Source organism: Streptomyces venezuelae, from assembly GCF_008642315.1.
Taxonomy (GTDB): domain Bacteria; phylum Actinomycetota; class Actinomycetes; order Streptomycetales; family Streptomycetaceae; genus Streptomyces; species Streptomyces venezuelae_D.
In genome coordinates this window covers 5,323,137-5,340,852 of the sequence record NZ_CP029192.1, presented here as the reverse complement: position 1 = coordinate 5,340,852, position 17,716 = coordinate 5,323,137, and the positions used below count along the sequence as shown (strand labels likewise).

Here is a 17,716-nt window from a genome sequence, read left to right as displayed (position 1 = left end):
CCGACAGCGATACGTGCAGGTAACTTCCCAGTGAGTCCATCCCCTTCGCCACTGGAGCCCCTGATGCCCGAAGCCGTGATCGTCTCCGCTGCCCGCACCCCGATCGGCCGCGCCTTCAAGGGCTCGTTGAAGGATCTGCGGCCGGACGACCTGACCGCCACCATCATCGAGGCCGCCCTCGCCAAGGTGCCGGAGCTGGACCCGAAGGACATCGACGATCTGATGCTGGGCTGTGGCCTGCCCGGCGGCGAGCAGGGGCACAACCTCGGCCGCATCGTCGCCGTGCAGATGGGCATGGACCACCTGCCGGGCTGCACCATCACCCGGTACTGCTCCTCGTCCCTCCAGACCTCCCGCATGGCCCTGCACGCCATCAAGGCCGGCGAGGGCGACGTCTTCATCTCCGCGGGTGTCGAGATGGTGTCCCGGAGCGTGAAGGGGACCAGCGACGGGCTCCCCGACACCCACAACCCGCTGTTCGCCGACGCCGAGGCCCGCACCGAGGCCGTGTCCAAGACCGAGGGCTCCACGTGGCACGACCCGCGTGAGGACGGGCTCGTCCCGGACGCGTACATCGCGATGGGGCAGACCGCCGAGAACCTCGCCCGCGTGAAGGGCGTCACCCGTCAGGACATGGACGAGTTCGGCGTCCGCTCGCAGAACCTCGCCGAGGAGGCCATCAAGAACGGGTTCTGGGAGCGGGAGATCACCCCGGTCACCACCCCCGACGGGACCGTCGTCAGCAAGGACGACGGGCCGCGCGCCGGGGTCACCCTGGAGGGCGTGCAGGGCCTCAAGCCCGTCTTCCGCCCCGACGGCCTCGTCACCGCCGGCAACTGCTGCCCCCTCAACGACGGCGCCGCCGCCCTCGTGATCATGAGCGACACGAAGGCCCGCGAGCTCGGTCTGACCCCGCTCGCCCGCATCGTCTCCACCGGCGTCACCGGCCTCTCCCCCGAGATCATGGGCCTCGGCCCGGTCGAGGCGAGCAAGCAGGCGCTCCGGCGCGCCGGGCTGACCATCGACGACATCGACCTGGTCGAGATCAACGAGGCGTTCGCCGCCCAGGTGATCCCCAGCTACCGCGACCTGGGCATCGACATCGACAAGCTGAACGTCAACGGCGGTGGCATCGCCGTCGGCCACCCCTTCGGCATGACGGGCGCCCGCATCACCGGCACGCTCATCAACTCCCTCCAGTTCCACGACAAGCAGTTCGGCCTGGAGACGATGTGCGTCGGCGGCGGCCAGGGCATGGCCATGGTTATCGAACGCCTCAGCTAATTACGGCTGGAAACAGCGAAAACTGCTGACACACAGTTCCCACCGCTGACCCTCCGTCCCTGCATCACTTCGTGACCCAATCTCCCCCAGGATGTGACCTATCTCCTGGGGGAGAGGGATATGACCAGCTCAGAGCACATCTGGGGTTAAACCTCAGGCCCTAAGTCCTGTCCTATTCGTGACGTAATGCACTGACAGGTGGATCGTGCAGGCTTCAAGCTGATGTAGGAAGTCGGGGGTCGACTTGAAACCGGGAGTACGTCAGTGAGCGCCTTGCCTCTTGCCCTGCTGCTCTCCACGGCCGCTGCCACGGCCGTGGGCGTCGCTGCCCTGCACGCCGTGCACGGCCTGCGCAAGCAGCTCGCCGAGATCACAGCCCTGCACACCGAGCTGGCCGCCAGAGCCGAAGCCGCCGAAGCCGACAGCCGCGCCACGAGCGGCCCGCACCCCACAGTGCCGGGCGCCCGCGCCACGGTCGACACCGACGAGATACGCGCGGCCGTGTCCGAGGCGCTCGCCGAGGAGCGTGAGCGCGAGCTCGCCGAGGCCCGTGCGTTCTGGGCCGCCCAGGAGGCCCGTGAGGGCGCCGACGGGCCCTCGATGCTCGGCGGGCTGCCCGGCCTGCACGACGGCATCGGCCTGCCCGACGGCATGGCCGACGAACTGTTCCTGCCCCGGCAGGCCGACTTCGCGGGTCTGGAGTCCGACAGCCTGGAGCCGGTGACGGAGCCGTTCGCCGAGTCGACGGGCACCGACGAGTTCGCCGGTGACTCCCCGGAGCTGGCCGCCGCGCGCCGCCGGCACCCCTCGCACCCGGACTTCGTGCCGGTGCAGACGCCGACGCCCGAGGGGCACGGCGACCACGGTGACCACGAGCGCACGGTGGCATGCCTGGAGGAGCTGGCCGACGCCCGCACCGCCCTCGCCGACGTCCGCCCCGGTCCGCTGGGCACGCTGGACGTGTACGTCTTCGCCGACGGCACGACGCTGTGCATGACGCCCGGACACCGCGAGACCGCGGAGCTCCTGGCGACCGCGCTGCGCGAGGGCCGCACCCCGTTCCTGCTCGGCGGCTCCGGCATCTCCGGCGCGTACGCCCTGACGTTCGAGTGCGGCACCGAGAACGTCTACATCCTGGCCGACCGCGTCATCGCCTCGGTCTGAGCCCGTACACGCGCAGGGCCGGGCCCCAGACCCCGGCCCTGAGCCCGTACACGCACAGGGCCGGGCCTCTAGACCCCGGCCCGCTTCTGCGCCTCCTCCACGAGCTCCAGCGCTTGCGCGAGCTCCTCGGGGTCCGTCAGGACGAGGGCGAGATCGCGCCCCGCGACGGTGATCTGGTCGGCCGCGGCGAACATCCCCGCGTCCGGCATCTCCCGCGGCTGCGCCTCCGGTTCCTCGATGCGCTGGGCGCGGGCGGCCAACTCCCTGGCCAGAGCGAGCGCTTCGGTCGCCGCCCCCCGCTGCAGGCGGCTCTGCGGGGCGGCCCGCAGACGGTCGGCGAATTGGTCCACTGCGGCTGTCAAAGGCGTCGTATCGAGCACGCAGCGACCTTATGCGCCCTACCGGGACTGTTGCCAACGCCCCAACGCTCAGGCACGGTGGCGTGAAGGCCGGAACACATCGCGACGCGTCCGGAGGCGCCGATGTCCCAAGTCTTCTCCGAGGAGACCCACCGCAACCTGCTCGCCCGAATCCCCCACTGCACCGGTCGTGAAGTCTCCGACTGGCTGCGCGCCGTGGACGAAGGACCCTCCCTCTTCCGCTTCGAGGAAAAAGTCAGCTGGCTCCGCTCCGAACACAATCTCGCGTACGGGCACGCTAAGGCGATCATCCACGAGTACGACCTCAGGCGGGCCGCCCGCAAGCTCGTCTGACCCCACCCACACGGCACACGGCAAAGGGCCCGCGGACCGTCCCCGGTCCGCGGGCCCTTCTGCGACTACTGCGCGACTACGCGACTCAGTCGTTGCCCGAGAAGATCGCGATCAGGCGCAGGAACTCCATGTAGATCCAGACGAGCGTCATCGTCAGACCGAACGCGGCGAGCCACGCCTCTTCCTTCGGCGCTCCGTACGCGATGCCGTCCTCGACCTGCTTGAAGTCCAGGGCCAGGAAGCACGCGCCGAGCAGGATGCCGACGATGCCGAAGACGATGCCGAGGCCACCGCTGCGGAAGCCGAGGCCGTCACCGCCGCCGAAGACCATGAACAGCAGGTTCACGGCGGTCAGCAGCAGGAAGCCCATCGCCGCGGCCATCACGAAGCCGTAGAAGCGACGGTTGACGCGGATCCAGCCCGCCTTGTACGCCACGAGGACGCCGATGAAGACGGCCATCGTGCCGAGCACGGCCTGCATGGCCGCGCCGCTGGCGATGCGGTTGTCGACCACGCTGGAGACGACGCCGAGGAAGACACCTTCCAGCGCGGCGTACGACAGGATCAGCGCGGGCGAGGCCTTGCGCTTGAAGGCCTGGACGAGGCCCAGGACCATCGCGATCAGACCGGCGCCGATCGCGATGCCGTACGACTTGCTGATGTTGGCGTCGTCGACCGGCAGCAGCGCCCAGGCGAGCGCGGCCGTCACCACGAGGGTGCCGAGCGTGGTCGCGGTACGCATGACGACGTCGTCCATCGTCATACGGCCCGCGGTGGTCACGGGCGCCTGGGGCGCTCCGTGCTGCAGGTCCTGCTGGGCGTACGGATTCGTGGCGTAGGGGTTGCCCGCGGGGGCCTGCTGGCCTCCGGCGTACGGATTGCCCTGCGCGTACGGGTTGCCCTGTTGGGTCTGGGTCGCGCCCGCGGGTCCCCCGGCCTGCGGCTGCTGGCCGAAGCCGGCGAAGCCGTTGTCGCGGCTGAACCCCCGTCGCGAGAAGACCGGGTTACTGCTCCTCATTTCACTCCTCCATGGCCACCGTGTGTGGCTTTGCCTCAAGAGTAATGCGTAGGCAAAGGGATGAGCCTAGTGCTTGGGGAGGATCTTTCCCTCACTGTGATGGAGAACGCGCACGAAGGGGCCACTGTTCCCGGATCCGCGCCGTTGCGCCGCCCGGGTGACCCCGGAGAGCGACGCACGATCGACGCTGAGGCACGACGGGTGCGGCGGGATGTGCCCGGAGCCGGACTTGAACCGGCACGCCCCCGAGGGGCAGCGAGGTTTAAGCTCGCCGTGTCTGCATTCCACCATCCGGGCAGGCCATGGGCTCCGCGTCGAGGCTTCGACCCTATCGGGAGGCATCCCCCGAACAGCGGAAGGGCAGCCCGATGTTGTCTTATTTTATTGACGTCTGAGGGTGCATCAGGCCCTGACACGGTCCGTTGGTACATGCCGGAGGCCTTGTCCCGGCTCCGGCCGGTCTCGTGGCTCTGTGCACGGAATGACGGAATTTAGCCGCCCGGACGTTCCCGGTCCCGCTTTCACCCCCCTTCTCCGCCTTCTCCGCCTTCTCCCTCCCCCGCGTCTCAAGCCGTACTCAGGGATAGGTGTCATCCCCAGGTATGACAGGCCGACCTCAAGTCCGACTGGAGAGGGCCCCGGGAACCGGAACAGCGGCTGACTACAGGACAGTGATCGGCCAGGACGATGGAGTACGTCCCCACTCGTCGTCCCGACAGGAGCACCGTCCCGTGACCACCACCCCCTTCGCCGCCCGCGCCACCACCGTGGCAGCGCGCGCCACGGACCTCTCCAAGGTGTATGGACAGGGCGAGACCCAGGTGGTCGCCCTGGACCACGTCTCCGTCGACTTCGGGCAGGGCGAGTTCACCGCGATCATGGGTCCCTCGGGATCCGGCAAGTCGACGCTGATGCACTGCGTGGCGGGCCTGGACAGCTTCAGCTCCGGCTCCGTGCGCATCGGCGAAACGGAACTGTCCACGCTCAAGGACAAGCAGCTCACCAAGCTCCGTCGGGACAAGATCGGCTTCATCTTCCAGGCGTTCAACCTGCTGCCGACGCTGACGGCGCTGGAGAACATCACGCTGCCGATGGACATCGCGGGCCGCAAGCCGGACAAGCGGTGGCTGGAGCAGGTCATCGAGATGGTCGGCCTCTCCGGGCGGCTCAGCCACCGGCCGACCGAGCTCTCCGGCGGCCAGCAGCAGCGTGTGGCCGTGGCCCGCGCGCTCGCCTCCCAGCCGGAGATCATCTTCGGTGACGAGCCGACCGGAAACCTCGACTCGCGCTCCGGCGCGGAGGTGCTCGGCTTCCTCCGCAACTCCGTGCGGGACCTCGGGCAGACCGTCGTGATGGTCACGCACGACCCGGTGGCCGCCTCGTACGCGGACCGCGTGATCTTCCTCGCGGACGGGCGGGTCGTCGACGAGATGCACCGGCCGACGGCGGACGGGGTCCTCGACCGGATGAAGCACTTCGACGCGAAGGGCCGCACGAGCTAGTGGCCGCTCGGCCTCGGGTGGTTCTTCCCTACCGCCGTCGGGGCCCGGCATGTCTCGGGGCTGCGGGCCGGTTGTGGCTTGTCGCGCAGTTCCCCGCGCCCCCGGGAGGCCCCTGCGGGGCTCCCCCCTCTCTCACCTGACCCAGGACTCACACCCATGTTCCGTACCGCCCTGCGCAACGTGCTGGCGCACAAAGCACGGCTGTTGATGACCGTGCTCGCCGTCATGCTCGGCGTCGCGTTCGTCTCCGGCACCCTGGTCTTCACCGACACCTTCGGCAACGCCTACAAGAACAAGTCGGCGAAGAGCTTCGACCACGTCTCCGTCGCCATCCAGCCGGACGGCGGCTCCTCCGAGGACGGCGAGTCCAAGGAGCCCGCGCGCCTCACCGACGGCCTCCTGAAGAAGGCCGCGGCCCTGCCCGGCGCCGAGTCCGCCATCGGCTCGGTCAACGGCTTCACCGCGCTCGCCGACAAGGACGGCAAGCTCGTCGGCGGCGAGTGGGGCACCACCGGCTCCAACTACTACCCGGGCAAGGACGGCAAGGACCCCCGGTACGCCTTCACGAAGGGCGCCGCGCCGAAGTCCGCCGCCGACATCGCCCTGGACTCCCGCACCGCCGAGCGCACCGGCTTCAAGGTGGGCGACACCGTTCGCTACTCCACCGACGGCCCCGTCCGCTCCGCCAAGGTCTCCGGCATCTTCGACACCGACGACGGCAGCGTCGTCGCGGGCGGCAGCCTCGTCGTCCTCGACAACACGACCGCGCTGAAGGCGCTGAACAAGACCGAGTACGACGAGATCGACGTCAAGGCCGCCGCGGGCACCTCAGAGTCGGCGCTGAAGAGCTCCGTCGAGAAGATCCTGCCGAAGGACACGGACGCCGTCACCGGCGGTCAGCTCTCGGACGACCAGGACCGGATGATCGAGCAGCAGACCAGCTCCATGAGCCAGGTCCTGCTGATCTTCGCCGGCATCGCGCTGTTCGTCGGCATCTTCATCATCGCCAACACCTTCACCATGCTGGTCGCCCAGCGCACCAAGGAGCTCGCGCTGATGCGCGCCGTCGGCGCCTCGCGCCGCCAGGTGACGCGCTCCGTGCTCATCGAGGCCTTCCTCGTCGGCCTGGTCGCCGCCGTGGCCGGGTTCGGGCTCGGCCTCGGTGTCTCCGTGGGCCTGGAGTCCCTGATGAACTCCGGCGGCGCCTCGCTGCCCGACGGGCCCCTCGTCATCGCCCCGACGACCATCGTGGTGGCGCTCCTGATCGGCGTGGTCGTGACCATGCTGGCCGCCTGGCTGCCGGGCCGACGCGCCGCGAAGATCCCGCCGGTCGCCGCGATGAACAGCGTCCACGCGACGCCCACCACGCGCGGCCTGGTCGTCCGCAACACCATCGGCTCGCTCATCGTGGCGTTCGGCACGGTCCTGCTGTTCATGGACGACAACTACGTGATGGCGGGCGGCGCCGGCATCATCCTCGTCGGCGTCATCGTCCTCACCCCGCTGCTGTCCCGGCCGTTCATCGCCGCCTCCGCGCCGCTCCTGAAGCCGTTCGGCGTCACCGGCAAGCTGTCGCGCCTCAACTCGGTGCGCAACCCGCGCCGTACGGCGTCCACCGCCTCGGCCCTGATGATCGGCCTCACCCTCATCACCGGGATGACGGTCATCGCGGTGTCCATGGGCAGCGCCATCAACAAGATGGCCGCGGGCTCCATGAAGGCCGACTACAGCGTCTCCATGGCGAACTTCCAGGAGCTGGCCCCCGAGGTCCGCGAGAAGATCGACAAGATCCCCGACGTCGAGGCGAGCTCCCCGCTGCGCCCCGCGTACGGCGAGGCGGACGGCAGCTACTCGGTCGTCAACGGCGTCGACCCGAAGTCGTTCGGCAAGCTGGTCGGCCTCGACTTCACCAGCGGATCGATCGACGACCTGAAGGCGGGCACCGCGCTGGTCGACACGGACACGGCGAAGGACAAGGGCCTGAAGGCCGGCGACACGTTCCCGCTGAAGTTCGAGGAGGACGGCAAGACGGTCCGGCTGAAGGTCGCGGGTGTCTACGAGGGCAACGAGATGCTCAACGGTCTCTTCGCCCCCACCTCCGTCGTCGACCCGCACCTCTCCAAGCCCGTCGACAAGCAGGTCCTGGTGAAGATGAAGGGCGGTGCGTCGGACCGTGCCGAGAACGCCATCGTCGACGCGCTGGGCGACAACCCGGCCATCACCGTCCAGGACAAGGACGACGTCAGCAACGCGGTCGCGGGCGGCATCAACCTGATCCTGAACATGCTGTACGGCCTCCTCGCGATGGCCATCCTGATCGCGGTGCTCGGCGTCATCAACACGCTGGCCATGTCGGTGTTCGAGCGCAAGCACGAGATCGGCATGCTGCGGGCGATCGGCCTTGACCGCGCGAAGGTCAAGCAGATGGTGCGCCTGGAGTCGGTCGTGATCTCGCTGTTCGGCGCGGTCCTCGGCATCGGCCTCGGCCTCTTCATGGGCTGGGCCGTGGGCGGCAGCATCGCCGAGAAGGTCACCACGTACTCGATGGAGATCCCGGTCGGCCGGATCGTGATCTTCCTGGCCATCGCCGCGGTGGTCGGTGTGATGGCGGCGGTGTGGCCGGCGCGCAGTGCGGCTCGGCTGAACCCGCTGATGGCCATCAAGAGCGAGTAGCTGCGCGGGCTTGAGCGGTTACGTGAGTGGGGCCCTGGACGTCGACGCGTCCAGGGCCCCACTCGCATGCCGTACCGGGGGCTCCGCCCCCCCCGTATCGCCGCTGCGTGGCTCGTCCTCAAACGCCGGACGGGCTGGATCCCACCGGACGGGCTGAATTTCGGCTCACCGCCAGTCCCTCGCCCTCAACGGCATCCCCGACGCCCCGTCCTCCGGTGTCTTCACCGCAAGGACCTGGTTGACGCCGATGCGGTTGCGTTCGAAGGCCAGCGCGGACGCGGCCATGTAGAGCCGCCAGATGCGGGCCCGGCCGGGCGAGGTGAGCCGCTGGCCCTCCGTCCAGTGCGCCTCCAGGTTGGCGACCCAGCGGCGCAGGGTGAGGGCGTAGTGCTCGCGGAGGGTCTCGACGTCGCGGACCTCGAACCCGGCCCGTTCCAGGAGGCCGACCGTGGTGCCCAGGGGCGCGAGCTCCCCGTCGGGGAAGACGTAGGCGTCGATGAACTCGTCGACGGAGTACGCCGACTCGTCGGCCTGCGGCCGCCGCGCGATCTGGTGGTTCAGAAGCCGTCCGCCGGGCCGCAGGAGGGCGTGGAGGTCGTGCGCGTACTCCAAGTAGCGTGTCGAGCCGACGTGTTCGGCCATGCCGATGGAGCTGATGGCGTCATACGGTCCGTCACGTACGTCGCGGTAGTCCTGGACGCGGATCTCGATCCGGTCCGTCAGACCCTCCTCGGCGATCCGCTTTCGGGCGTAGGCGGCCTGCTCCTGTGAGAGGGTGACGCCCACGACGCTCACGCCGTACTCGCGGGCCGCGTGGACCGCCATGGAGCCCCAGCCGCAGCCGACGTCGAGCAGGCGCATGCCGGGCTTCAGGGCGAGCTTTCGGGCGACGATGTCGAGCTTGTCGCGCTGGGCGTCCTCCAGGGTGCCGTCGGGCGACTCCCAGTAGGCGCAGGAGTAGACCATCGACGGGCCGAGCACCAGCGCGTAGAAGTCGTTGCCGACGTCGTAGTGGTGGCTGATGGCGCGGCGGTCGCTGCCCTTGGTGTGGAGGTGGAGGCGACCGGGTCTGCGCATCTCCTCCGGGGGCGGGGCGGGCGGCAGGAAGGGCGCGGAGAGGGCGAGCAGGGAGCGGGCCGCGGCGCGGAACTCCGGGTCGCGCAGGGACTGCCGCAGGCTCCTGGAGTCCTCACCGCGCTCCCAGATGAACTCCGCCATGACGTCCAGGGCTTTGTAGAGGTCACCGTCGACGTCCAGGTCACCGGCCACCCAGGCGCGCGCCAGGCCCAGCTCCCCCGGCTTCCACAGGAGGTGGCGCAGGGCGCGGCGGTTGCGCACGACGAGGGCGGGGGTGTTCGGCGGGCCGGATTCCGACCCGTCCCAGGCGCGGATACGCACCGGCAGCGGGGCTCCCATGAGCTGCTCGGCGAGGGTCTTGAGCCGCTGTGCGGCGTCCTGCATGGCGCACACCTCCGTGGATGGGTCCGACACCACGTAAACACCAAAGGACGGCGTGCGCAGTCCCGTTGCCGCGTCATGGAAAGGCAAAATAGATGTGGGGGGCACCTAGTTGAATCCGGAAAAGCCCGAAGGGGCCACTCGCACCACGGATGGCGAGCGACCCCTTCGGGTTGGTTCTGCTGACCTCAGGAGGCCCTCAGGAGGCCTTGGCCTTCTCCTCGGCCTTGACCGCCGGGGCGGGCTCGGCCGCGGCCGCGGGCTTCGGAGCCGGCTTGGCCGCCTCGTAGAACTCCTCACGCGGCGTCTCCATGGCGCCGAGCGAGACGACCTCGCGCTTGAGGAACATGCCGAGTGTCCAGTCCGCGAAGACGCGGATCTTGCGGTTGAACGTCGGCATCGCCATGCCGTGGTACGCGCGGTGCATGTACCAGGCGAGACGACCCTTGAGCTTGATCTTCATCTTGCCCATGACGATCATCGCGACGCCCTTGTGCAGGCCGAGACCGGCGACCGCACCCTTGTTGGCGTGGCTGTACTCCTTCTGCGGGAAGCCCCGCATGCCGGAGATCACGTTGTCGCCGAGGACCTTCGCCTGACGCAGCGCGTGCTGTGCGTTCGGCGGGCACCAGGCGTTCTCGTTGCCGGCCTTGCGGCCGACCATGTCCGGGACCTGGGCGTTGTCGCCCGCGGCCCAGATGTAGTCGGTGCCCTGGACCTGGAGGGTCGTCTGGGTGTCGACGTGGCCGCGGGGGCCGAGCGGCAGACCGAAGCGGGACAGCGCCGGGTTGGGCTTGACGCCCGCGGTCCACACGATCGTGTTGGAGTCGACCTCGAGGCCGTTGTTGAGGACCACGTGGCCGTCCACGCAGGAGTCCATGCCGGTCTTGAGGTAGACCTCGACGCCGCGGCCTTCCAGGTGCTCCTTGCCGTACTGGCCGAGCTTCGGGCCGACCTCGGGGAGGATCTTGTCCGCGACGTCGACCAGCACGAAGCGCATGTCCTCGCGCTTCACGTTGTTGTAGTACTTGGCCGCGTCGCGGGCCATGTCCTCGACCTCGCCGATGGTCTCCGCACCCGCGAAGCCACCGCCGACGAAGACGAAGGTCAGTGCCTTGCGACGGACGTCCTCGTCCGTCGTGGAGTCGGCCTTGTCGAGCTGCTCGAGGACGTGGTTGCGCAGGCCGATGGCCTCCTCGATGCCCTTCATGCCGATGCCCTGCTCGGCGAGACCGGGGATCGGGAAGGTGCGGGAGACCGCGCCCATCGCGATGACGAGGTAGTCGAAAGGCAGCTCGTAGGCCTCGCCGACGAGCGGCGCGATCGTGGCGACCTTGCGGTCCTGGTCGATGGTGGTGACCCGGCCGGTGAGGACTTCCGCCCTCGGCAGTACGCGTCGCAGCGGTACGACGACGTGCCGAGGCGAGATGCTGCCGGCGGCGGCTTCGGGGAGGAAGGGCTGGTAGGTCATGTACGACCGGGGGTCGACGACCGTGACGGTCGCCTCTCCGAAGCGCATCTTCTTGAGAATGCGCCGAGCTGCGTACAGGCCTACGTACCCACCGCCTACTACGAGGATCCTGGGACGCTCCGTGGTGCTCATGCCATCGAGTATCCACCTGCCCGCCGGGGGTCGCTCGTGCGCCCCTTCACAAGCATGCCAAGGGCCTCTGCTACACTTCGCCGCCCACGTGACCCAGGTCATGGTGTCCGTGGGGAACCACGGCGTCACGCGAGTCGTTGTGCACCCCTTGTGAGCTGCACTCCGAGGCTCCGGCCCGAAGGAACCAGGGCCCCGCGACACACTCCCGTCACCTGCGTGAAGCACACCGAGTGCGGGTCCGGGCCTTCGAAAAGCCCCCTATAGACGGTCCGAGACCGTCGAACCTCGTCCATCGGTGCCGTTTTCCTTGTGAAGAACTTCACGAAGTTTTCCGACGGAGTGTCGTCGGGGGGCCTTCCGACCCCCCTTCCGACCGCTCAGACGCTACAGGACGCGCTCAGGCGATGGACCAGCCGATGCCGTCGAGGATGTCGTGCTCGCTCACGACGACCTCGCGCGCGCCCACCCTGTCCATGATCGCCAGCAGGACCAGGGCGCCCGACGCGATGACGTCGGCGCGGCCCGGGTGCATCACCGGGATCGCGGCGCGCTCGTCGTGCGTGGCGCGGGTCAGGCGGTCCACGATGGCGCTCACCCGCTGGTACGGGATGCGGGCGTGGTGGATCGCCTGCGAGTCGTAGACGTCGAGGTCCAGGGCGATCGCGGCGACCGTGGTGACCGAGCCCGCCAGGCCCACCAGCGTGCGGGCCTCCTTGAGCGGAACCGTGCGCTCGGCGAGGTCCAGGGCGGACTCGATGTCCGCGCGGATCGCGTCGAGCTGCTCGGGCGCGGGCGGGTCGGTGACCACACCGTCGCGTACGAGGTGGCGCTCGGTCATGCGGACACAGCCGACGTCGACCGACCTGGCCGCCTCCACCCGGTCCGTGCCGACCACGAACTCCGTGGAGCCGCCGCCGATGTCCACCACCAGGTACGGCTTCGCGAGGTCGTCACGGCCCGTCAGTTCCTTGGTGGCGCCGGTGAAGGAGAACTCCGCCTCCTGGTCGCCGCTGATGACCTCCGGCTCGACGCCCAGGATGTCCAGGACACCGCGCACGAACTCGTCGCGGTTCTCCGCGTCGCGGGACGCGGACGTGGCGACGAAGCGGACGCGTTCGGCGCCGTGCTCCTTGATGACCGCGGCGTACTCCCGGCAGGCCGCGAAGGTGCGGTCCAGCGCCTCCTGCGCGAGGCGGCCCGTCCTGTCCACGCCCTGGCCGAGCCTGACGATCGTCATCCGCCGGTCGAGGTCGACCAGTTCACCGGTGGCCGGGTCGGCGTCCGCCACCAGCAGACGGATCGAGTTCGTGCCGCAGTCGATGGCGGCGACCCGGGTCACTCGGCACCCTCGGGGGCGCACGGCGTGACGCAGGGGCCCTTGGCCCACCACTCGGGCAGCATCGCGATGGCCTCGTCGCCCAGCGGGTTCACGCCGGGGCCCGCGGCCAGGGAGTGGCCGACCAGGACGTGCAGGCACTTCACGCGGTCCGGCATGCCGCCCGCGCTCGGGAAGCCCTCGAGGACCTCGATGGCGTCACGGCGCGCGATGTAGTCCTCGTGCGCGGCGCGGTACTGCTTCGCCAGCTCCTCGTCCGTCTTCAGCCGCTCCGACATCTCCTTCATGACGCCGTTGGCCTCAAGAGTGCCGATCGCAGAGGCGGCCCGGGGGCACGTCAGGTAGTACGTCGTGGGGAACGGCGTCCCGTCCGGGAGGCGCGGCGCCGTCTCGACGACGTCCGGCTGTCCGCAGGGGCAGCGGTGCGCGATGGCCCGCAGGCCGCGCGGCGGGCGGCCGAGCTGCTGCTTGAAGGCCTCGACGTCGGCGTCGGTGGGCTCGGTGCGCTCAGTGGTCGGCGGGGGCGTTTCCATGCCTGTCTTTCGTGTCAGTCGTCAGAAGCACGTCATCGGAAGTACGTCATCGGAAGGTCAGTCGTCGGGGCGGTCCGCCTTGTCGACGCCGTCCCAGACGTTCGAGTACCAGGGGCGCGTCGCCGCCCCCTGGTCCGTGCGGCGGCTCTTGCTCGCCGCGGGGTCGATCACCGTGAAGCCGGTCTCGCCGGGCATCACGTAGTGCAGGCGGTCCCGGACGCGCTGCTCCGCGTACGCGTCGTCCTGCCAGCGGGCCTTCTCGTCGCGCAGCTTCTCGACGTCCGCCCGGTGCTCGGCCTGCTGCCGGCGCAGGTCGTCGATCTCGGCGCGCTGCGACACGTACTGCCGCATCGGGTACGCCAGGGCGACGACCAGGGAGCAGAGCACGAGCGCGAGGAGCGCGGCGCGGCCGGTGAGCCGGGAGCGGCGCGCCTGGCGCTTGGTCTGGGAGCGGTAGACCCGCTCGGCGGTCTGCTCGCCGAGCAGCCGCAGGCGGGTCGCGGTGGAGAACCGGTCCTTGGTCCCGGCCTTGGCCATGGTTCCGCCTCCCCAGAGCTGAGCAGCGCTTACACGTACGTACGTCCCCGCACACGGTACGGGACCGCATGCGGGGACGTAGGTAACCACGTGCCTGGGAGAGCTGGCTGCTCAGCGAGCTGCCTGCTCACCAGCGCTCGAAGCTCAGCCCTTGAAGCGCGGGAAGGCCGAGCGACCGGCGTAGACCGCCGCGTCGTCGAGGATCTCCTCGATGCGCAGGAGCTGGTTGTACTTGGCGACGCGCTCGGAGCGGGCCGGGGCGCCGGTCTTGATCTGGCCGCAGTTGGTGGCGACGGCGAGGTCGGCGATGGTGACGTCCTCGGTCTCGCCGGAGCGGTGCGACATCATGCACTTGAAGCCGCTGCGCTGGGCCATCTCGACGGCGTCCAGGGTCTCGGTCAGCGAACCGATCTGGTTGACCTTGACGAGCAGGGCGTTGGCCGAGTTCTCCTCGATGCCACGGGCCAGGCGCTCGGGGTTGGTGACGAACAGGTCGTCGCCGACGAGCTGCACCTTGTCGCCGAGCTTCTCGGTGATGACGTTCCAGCCGGCCCAGTCGTCCTCGAACAGCGGGTCCTCGATGGAGACGAGCGGGTACGAGGCGACGAGCTCCTCGTAGTACTCGGTCATCTCGGCGGCCGAGCGGTCCTTGCCCTCGAAGGAGTACTTGCCGTCCTTGTAGAACTCGGACGCGGCGACGTCGAGGGCGAGCGCGATCTGCTCGCCGGGGACGTAACCGGCCTGCTTGATGGCCTCGAGGATGAGGTCGAGCGCGGCGCGGTTGGAGTCCAGGTTCGGGGCGAAGCCGCCCTCGTCGCCGAGGCCGGTCGACAGACCCTTGTCCTTCAGGACCTTCTTGAGGGTGTGGTAGACCTCGGTGCCCCAGCGCAGCGCCTCGGAGAAGGACTCCGCGCCGATCGGGGCGATCATGAATTCCTGGATGTCGACGTTCGAGTCGGCGTGCGACCCGCCGTTCAGGATGTTCATCATCGGGACGGGCAGCAGGTGCGCGTTCGGGCCGCCGAGGTAGCGGAACAGCGGCAGGTCGCTGGCCTCGGAGGCGGCGTGCGCGACGGCGAGCGAGACGCCGAGGATGGCGTTGGCGCCGAGCGAGCCCTTGTTGTCGGTGGCGTCCAGGTCGAACATGGCCTGGTCGATCAGGCGCTGCTCGGTGGCGTCGTAGCCGACGAGCTCCGGGCCGATCTGCTCGATGACGGCGAGGACGGCCTTCTCGACACCCTTGCCCTGGTAACGGTTGGGGTCACCGTCACGGAGTTCGATGGCCTCGAAGGCACCGGTGGAGGCACCCGACGGAACGGCGGCACGACCGGTGCTGCCGTCGTCGAGGCCGACCTCGACCTCGACCGTGGGGTTGCCTCGGGAGTCCAGGATTTCCCGGGCTACGACGACGTCGATGGACGGCACGAGCATCTCCTTCTGGGATGTGACGCGTTTACGCGAGCCGCTTCGGCCCTGCGTCTCCTGAGCCTAACCGGCTCCGGGCCTTCGGCCAGCCGACCGCCCGTCTCCTGGGACGGCACAAAGGCCATACGGCGCGGAAACAGGGCGAAAGACCATGTTCTCTACTCGCTAGTAGCGAACACGGGGGGCCCGGGGGGCGGCGTGGATACGGGTGCGGACATGGCCCCGCCCCGGTGCGTACGGGGGATACGCGCACCGGGGCGGGGAGCCCGTGGGGACGGGGGGTACGGCCGTGCGTCCGCCGAGGCACGGCCGCGACCGGGCGGGTCAGCTCAAGTGGAGCTGCTGGCCCGGGTAGATCATGTCGGCGTTGTCGATGATGTCGCCGTTGAGCTTGTAGACCTTGTGCCAGCCGCCCTTGACGTGCTCGGCCTGGGCGATCTTGGACAGGGTGTCGCCCGTCTTGACCTTGTACTCGCCGTCGCCCTTCTTGACCGTCTTGCCGGTCGGGGTCTCGACGGTCTTCTTGGACTCGGTCTGCGGCTGCGGCTTGGGCTGCGGCTTCGGCGCGGCCTGCTGCTGCGGGGCGGCCTGCTGCTGCGTCTGCTGCGGCTGGGGCTCGGCCTTCTGCTGCGGGGCCTGCTCCTGCGAGCCGCCGCCGGTGCTGGGCGAGGCGCCCGAGAGGCCGACGCCGCAGCTCGGCCAGGCACCCTTGCCCTGGCCCGCGAGGACCTTCTCGGCGATCTCGATCTGCTGGGCCTTGGAGGCCTTGTCGGCGGTCGGCGCGTACTTCGTGCCGCCGTACGCGGACCACGTGGAGGCGGAGAACTGCACGCCGCCGTAGTAGCCGTTGCCGGTGTTGATGGACCAGTTGCCGCCGGACTCGCACTGGGCGACGGCGTCCCACTCGGAGGTGGTGGCGGCCGAGGCGGAACCGGCGGCCATCAGCGGGGCGGCCACGGCGGCACCGGTGACACCGGCGAGCGTGACGACACGGGTGGCCTTGGACGGACGACGGTGCTTGCCCTTGCTGGAAAACAGCATGCGTTGATCCCCTCACCGACGCCTGCGAGGTGAGCTGTCGGGTTCGGGCCGATGTGGTTGCCCGGCCGCACTCTCCCGAGTGCGGCTTCACCCCTAGCCGCGTGTCGCGGCACTTACCTTGGGTCCCCCGCTCCTGCCTACGGCGCTCAAAGCGACGACTGTTCCCGTCCGGCCGTTGGCAGGATTCGGCGTACCGACCGGCGGGGCCCACCAGTGGCGAGCGGTGACGACGGTAATCACGCGATCGCCGGAATTTCAAAGACGATCAGGGCTTCTGAGACCCATCTCTCACTCGCGCCAAACCAGACATACGACGCGAAGCCCCCACCCGACACTTCGTCAACTACGGTTACTTTTCGCCCAGATCGAGGCTCTGACCGGGGAGAATGAGGTCCGGGTCCTTGCCGACGGTCTTCTTGTTGTCGGTGTAGAGCTCGTGCCATCCGCCGTCGACGCCGAGGTCGTCCGCGATGACCGACAGGTTGTCTCCGGAGCGCACCGTGTACGTCCCGTCGGCGACCGGACCGGAGCGCTTCTCGCCGCGCGACGCGTGCCGTCCGGACCGGCCGTCCGCGCTCTCGCTCTCGTCCGCGCGGTCGCCGCGGTGGCGGCCGGACGCGGAGTCGTCGGAGCCACCGGAACCGGCCGTGTCGTCGGCGGGGTCGGTCGAGTTCTCGGGCGTGGGCGAAGTGGCGTCCTCGTCGCCCGACTTGCCGGAGTCGCTCTCGTTCTCGCCGGTCTCGCCCTTTTCGCCGGACTCGCCGGTCTCGCCGGACTCGTCGTGATTCTTCTCTCGGGAGTCCTTGCCGGAGCCGGGCGTGTCGCTCGCGTCGCCGGAGGGCTTCTCCGGGTCGGAGGCGTTGTCGGACGGTTCGCCCTTGCCCTTGTCCTTGTCCTCGCCCGAGGGGTCCTTGGCGTCCTTGCCGCTCTTGCCGTCCTTGCCGTCCTCGCCGTCCTTGTCGGAGCCCTTGGAGTCCGAAGGATCGGTGGGCTTCGGCGTGATGGGGGCGCCCGGGTCCACGTCCGCCGCGGCGCCGTCCTGGGTGAGGCCGGCGATCGGGGCGCAGCTCGGCCAGGCGGCGGTGCCCTTGGCGTCGAGGACCTGCTCGGCGACGGCGATCTGCTGGGAGCGGCTCGCCTGGTCGGCGCTCGGCGCGTAGTCGAGACCGCCGTACGCCTCCCAGGTGTCCTGGGAGAGCTGGAGACCGCCGTAGTAGCCGTTGCCGGGGTTGGCGCTCCACTCGCCGCCGCTCTCGCACTCGGCGAGCTTCTCCCACGTCGTGGTCTCGGCGGCGTTCGCGCTCGTGGCGCCGAGGAGTGGAATGGCGATGGCTGATCCGGTGACTCCTGCCGCGACGATGAGGGCCGGGGCTTGGCGGGGGCGTCGGTGACGACCATGGCCGGAGAGCATGCGGGTGCCTTTCACGAG

14 protein-coding genes, 1 tRNA gene, 2 pseudogenes and 1 riboswitch are annotated in these 17,716 nt (G+C 69.5%); of the genes and pseudogenes, 5 read left to right on the top strand and 12 right to left on the bottom strand.

The genetic code is table 11. The features are described from left to right. The first annotated feature begins 63 nt into the window (after positions 1-63). The gene (locus DEJ48_RS23400; RefSeq protein ID WP_150218046.1) at positions 64-1,284 is read left to right on the top strand and encodes an acetyl-CoA C-acetyltransferase; all 1,221 of its coding nucleotides are present in this window, start codon (positions 64-66) and stop codon (positions 1,282-1,284) included. 264 nt (positions 1,285-1,548) lie between these two features. Continuing rightward, positions 1,549-2,448, top strand: coding sequence for a hypothetical protein (locus DEJ48_RS23395; protein WP_190537541.1), 900 nt, complete (start codon positions 1,549-1,551; stop codon positions 2,446-2,448). 68 nt (positions 2,449-2,516) lie between these two features. Here the strand turns inward: DEJ48_RS23395 and DEJ48_RS23390 are convergent, their stop codons facing one another. Continuing rightward, a complete protein-coding gene (locus DEJ48_RS23390) occupies positions 2,517-2,798 on the bottom strand; it encodes a hypothetical protein (RefSeq protein WP_223832172.1) in 282 nt (93 codons plus the stop codon). Between the two features lie 132 nt (positions 2,799-2,930). Between DEJ48_RS23390 and DEJ48_RS23385 the strand changes: the two genes are divergently transcribed. Then, entirely contained in the window at positions 2,931-3,161 is a 231-nt protein-coding gene (locus DEJ48_RS23385; protein WP_150218042.1) for a DUF4287 domain-containing protein, read from the top strand. An 85-nt stretch (positions 3,162-3,246) separates the two neighbouring features. Here the strand turns inward: DEJ48_RS23385 and DEJ48_RS23380 are convergent, their stop codons facing one another. Next, positions 3,247-4,179, bottom strand: coding sequence for a Bax inhibitor-1/YccA family membrane protein (locus tag DEJ48_RS23380; protein ID WP_150218040.1), 933 nt, complete (start codon positions 4,177-4,179; stop codon positions 3,247-3,249). Positions 4,180-4,393: 214 nt separating this feature from the next. Then, positions 4,394-4,476 (bottom strand) — tRNA-Leu (locus DEJ48_RS23375). Between the two features lie 434 nt (positions 4,477-4,910). On the opposite strand from DEJ48_RS23375, the gene DEJ48_RS23370 reads away from it, so the two are divergent. Together DEJ48_RS23370 and DEJ48_RS23365 are read left to right on the top strand one after the other, a co-directional pair. Beyond that, positions 4,911-5,681, top strand: coding sequence for an ABC transporter ATP-binding protein (locus tag DEJ48_RS23370; protein ID WP_150218038.1), 771 nt, complete (start codon positions 4,911-4,913; stop codon positions 5,679-5,681). Between the two features lie 156 nt (positions 5,682-5,837). Then, positions 5,838-8,354, top strand: a complete 2,517-nt coding sequence (locus DEJ48_RS23365) for an ABC transporter permease (RefSeq protein ID WP_150218036.1) — start codon at positions 5,838-5,840, stop codon at positions 8,352-8,354. Between the two features lie 165 nt (positions 8,355-8,519). Here DEJ48_RS23365 and DEJ48_RS23360 read toward each other — a convergent pair whose 3' ends face one another. The 9 genes and pseudogenes from DEJ48_RS23360 to DEJ48_RS23325 all read right to left on the bottom strand — a co-directional run bounded on the left by DEJ48_RS23360 (position 8,520) and on the right by DEJ48_RS23325 (position 17,698). Continuing rightward, complete coding sequence (locus DEJ48_RS23360; RefSeq protein WP_150218035.1) at positions 8,520-9,815, bottom strand: SAM-dependent methyltransferase; 1,296 nt, start codon at positions 9,813-9,815, stop codon at positions 8,520-8,522. Positions 9,816-10,011: 196 nt separating this feature from the next. Continuing rightward, positions 10,012-11,415, bottom strand: coding sequence for an NAD(P)/FAD-dependent oxidoreductase (locus DEJ48_RS23355; RefSeq protein ID WP_150218034.1), 1,404 nt, complete (start codon positions 11,413-11,415; stop codon positions 10,012-10,014). A gap of 397 nt (positions 11,416-11,812) precedes the next feature. After that, positions 11,813-12,754 (bottom strand): Ppx/GppA phosphatase family protein, encoded by a 942-nt coding sequence (locus DEJ48_RS23350; RefSeq protein ID WP_150218033.1) that lies wholly within the window; start codon positions 12,752-12,754, stop codon positions 11,813-11,815. Continuing rightward, positions 12,751-13,284, bottom strand: a complete 534-nt coding sequence (locus tag DEJ48_RS23345; protein WP_150218032.1) for a DUF501 domain-containing protein — start codon at positions 13,282-13,284, stop codon at positions 12,751-12,753. The genes DEJ48_RS23350 and DEJ48_RS23345 overlap by 4 nt, the downstream gene beginning before the upstream one ends. Positions 13,285-13,341: 57 nt before the next feature. Beyond that, positions 13,342-13,821, bottom strand: a complete 480-nt coding sequence (locus DEJ48_RS23340) for an FtsB family cell division protein (RefSeq protein ID WP_150218031.1) — start codon at positions 13,819-13,821, stop codon at positions 13,342-13,344. A 144-nt stretch (positions 13,822-13,965) separates the two neighbouring features. Then, on the bottom strand, positions 13,966-15,246 hold the full coding sequence (gene eno, locus DEJ48_RS23335; RefSeq protein ID WP_150218029.1) for a phosphopyruvate hydratase: 1,281 nt from the start codon (positions 15,244-15,246) through the stop codon (positions 13,966-13,968). A 324-nt stretch (positions 15,247-15,570) separates the two neighbouring features. After that, positions 15,571-15,774: pseudogene (locus DEJ48_RS41095) on the bottom strand (LysM peptidoglycan-binding domain-containing protein); the annotation flags it as partial. A 110-nt stretch (positions 15,775-15,884) separates the two neighbouring features. Then, a pseudogene (locus tag DEJ48_RS41090) lies at positions 15,885-16,287 on the bottom strand (transglycosylase family protein); the annotation flags it as partial. Positions 16,288-16,291: 4 nt separating this feature from the next. Continuing rightward, positions 16,292-16,442: riboswitch (cyclic di-AMP (ydaO/yuaA leader) on the bottom strand. A 194-nt stretch (positions 16,443-16,636) separates the two neighbouring features. After that, positions 16,637-17,698, bottom strand: a complete 1,062-nt coding sequence (locus DEJ48_RS23325) for a transglycosylase family protein (protein WP_150218027.1) — start codon at positions 17,696-17,698, stop codon at positions 16,637-16,639. Positions 17,699-17,716 lie beyond the last annotated feature (18 nt).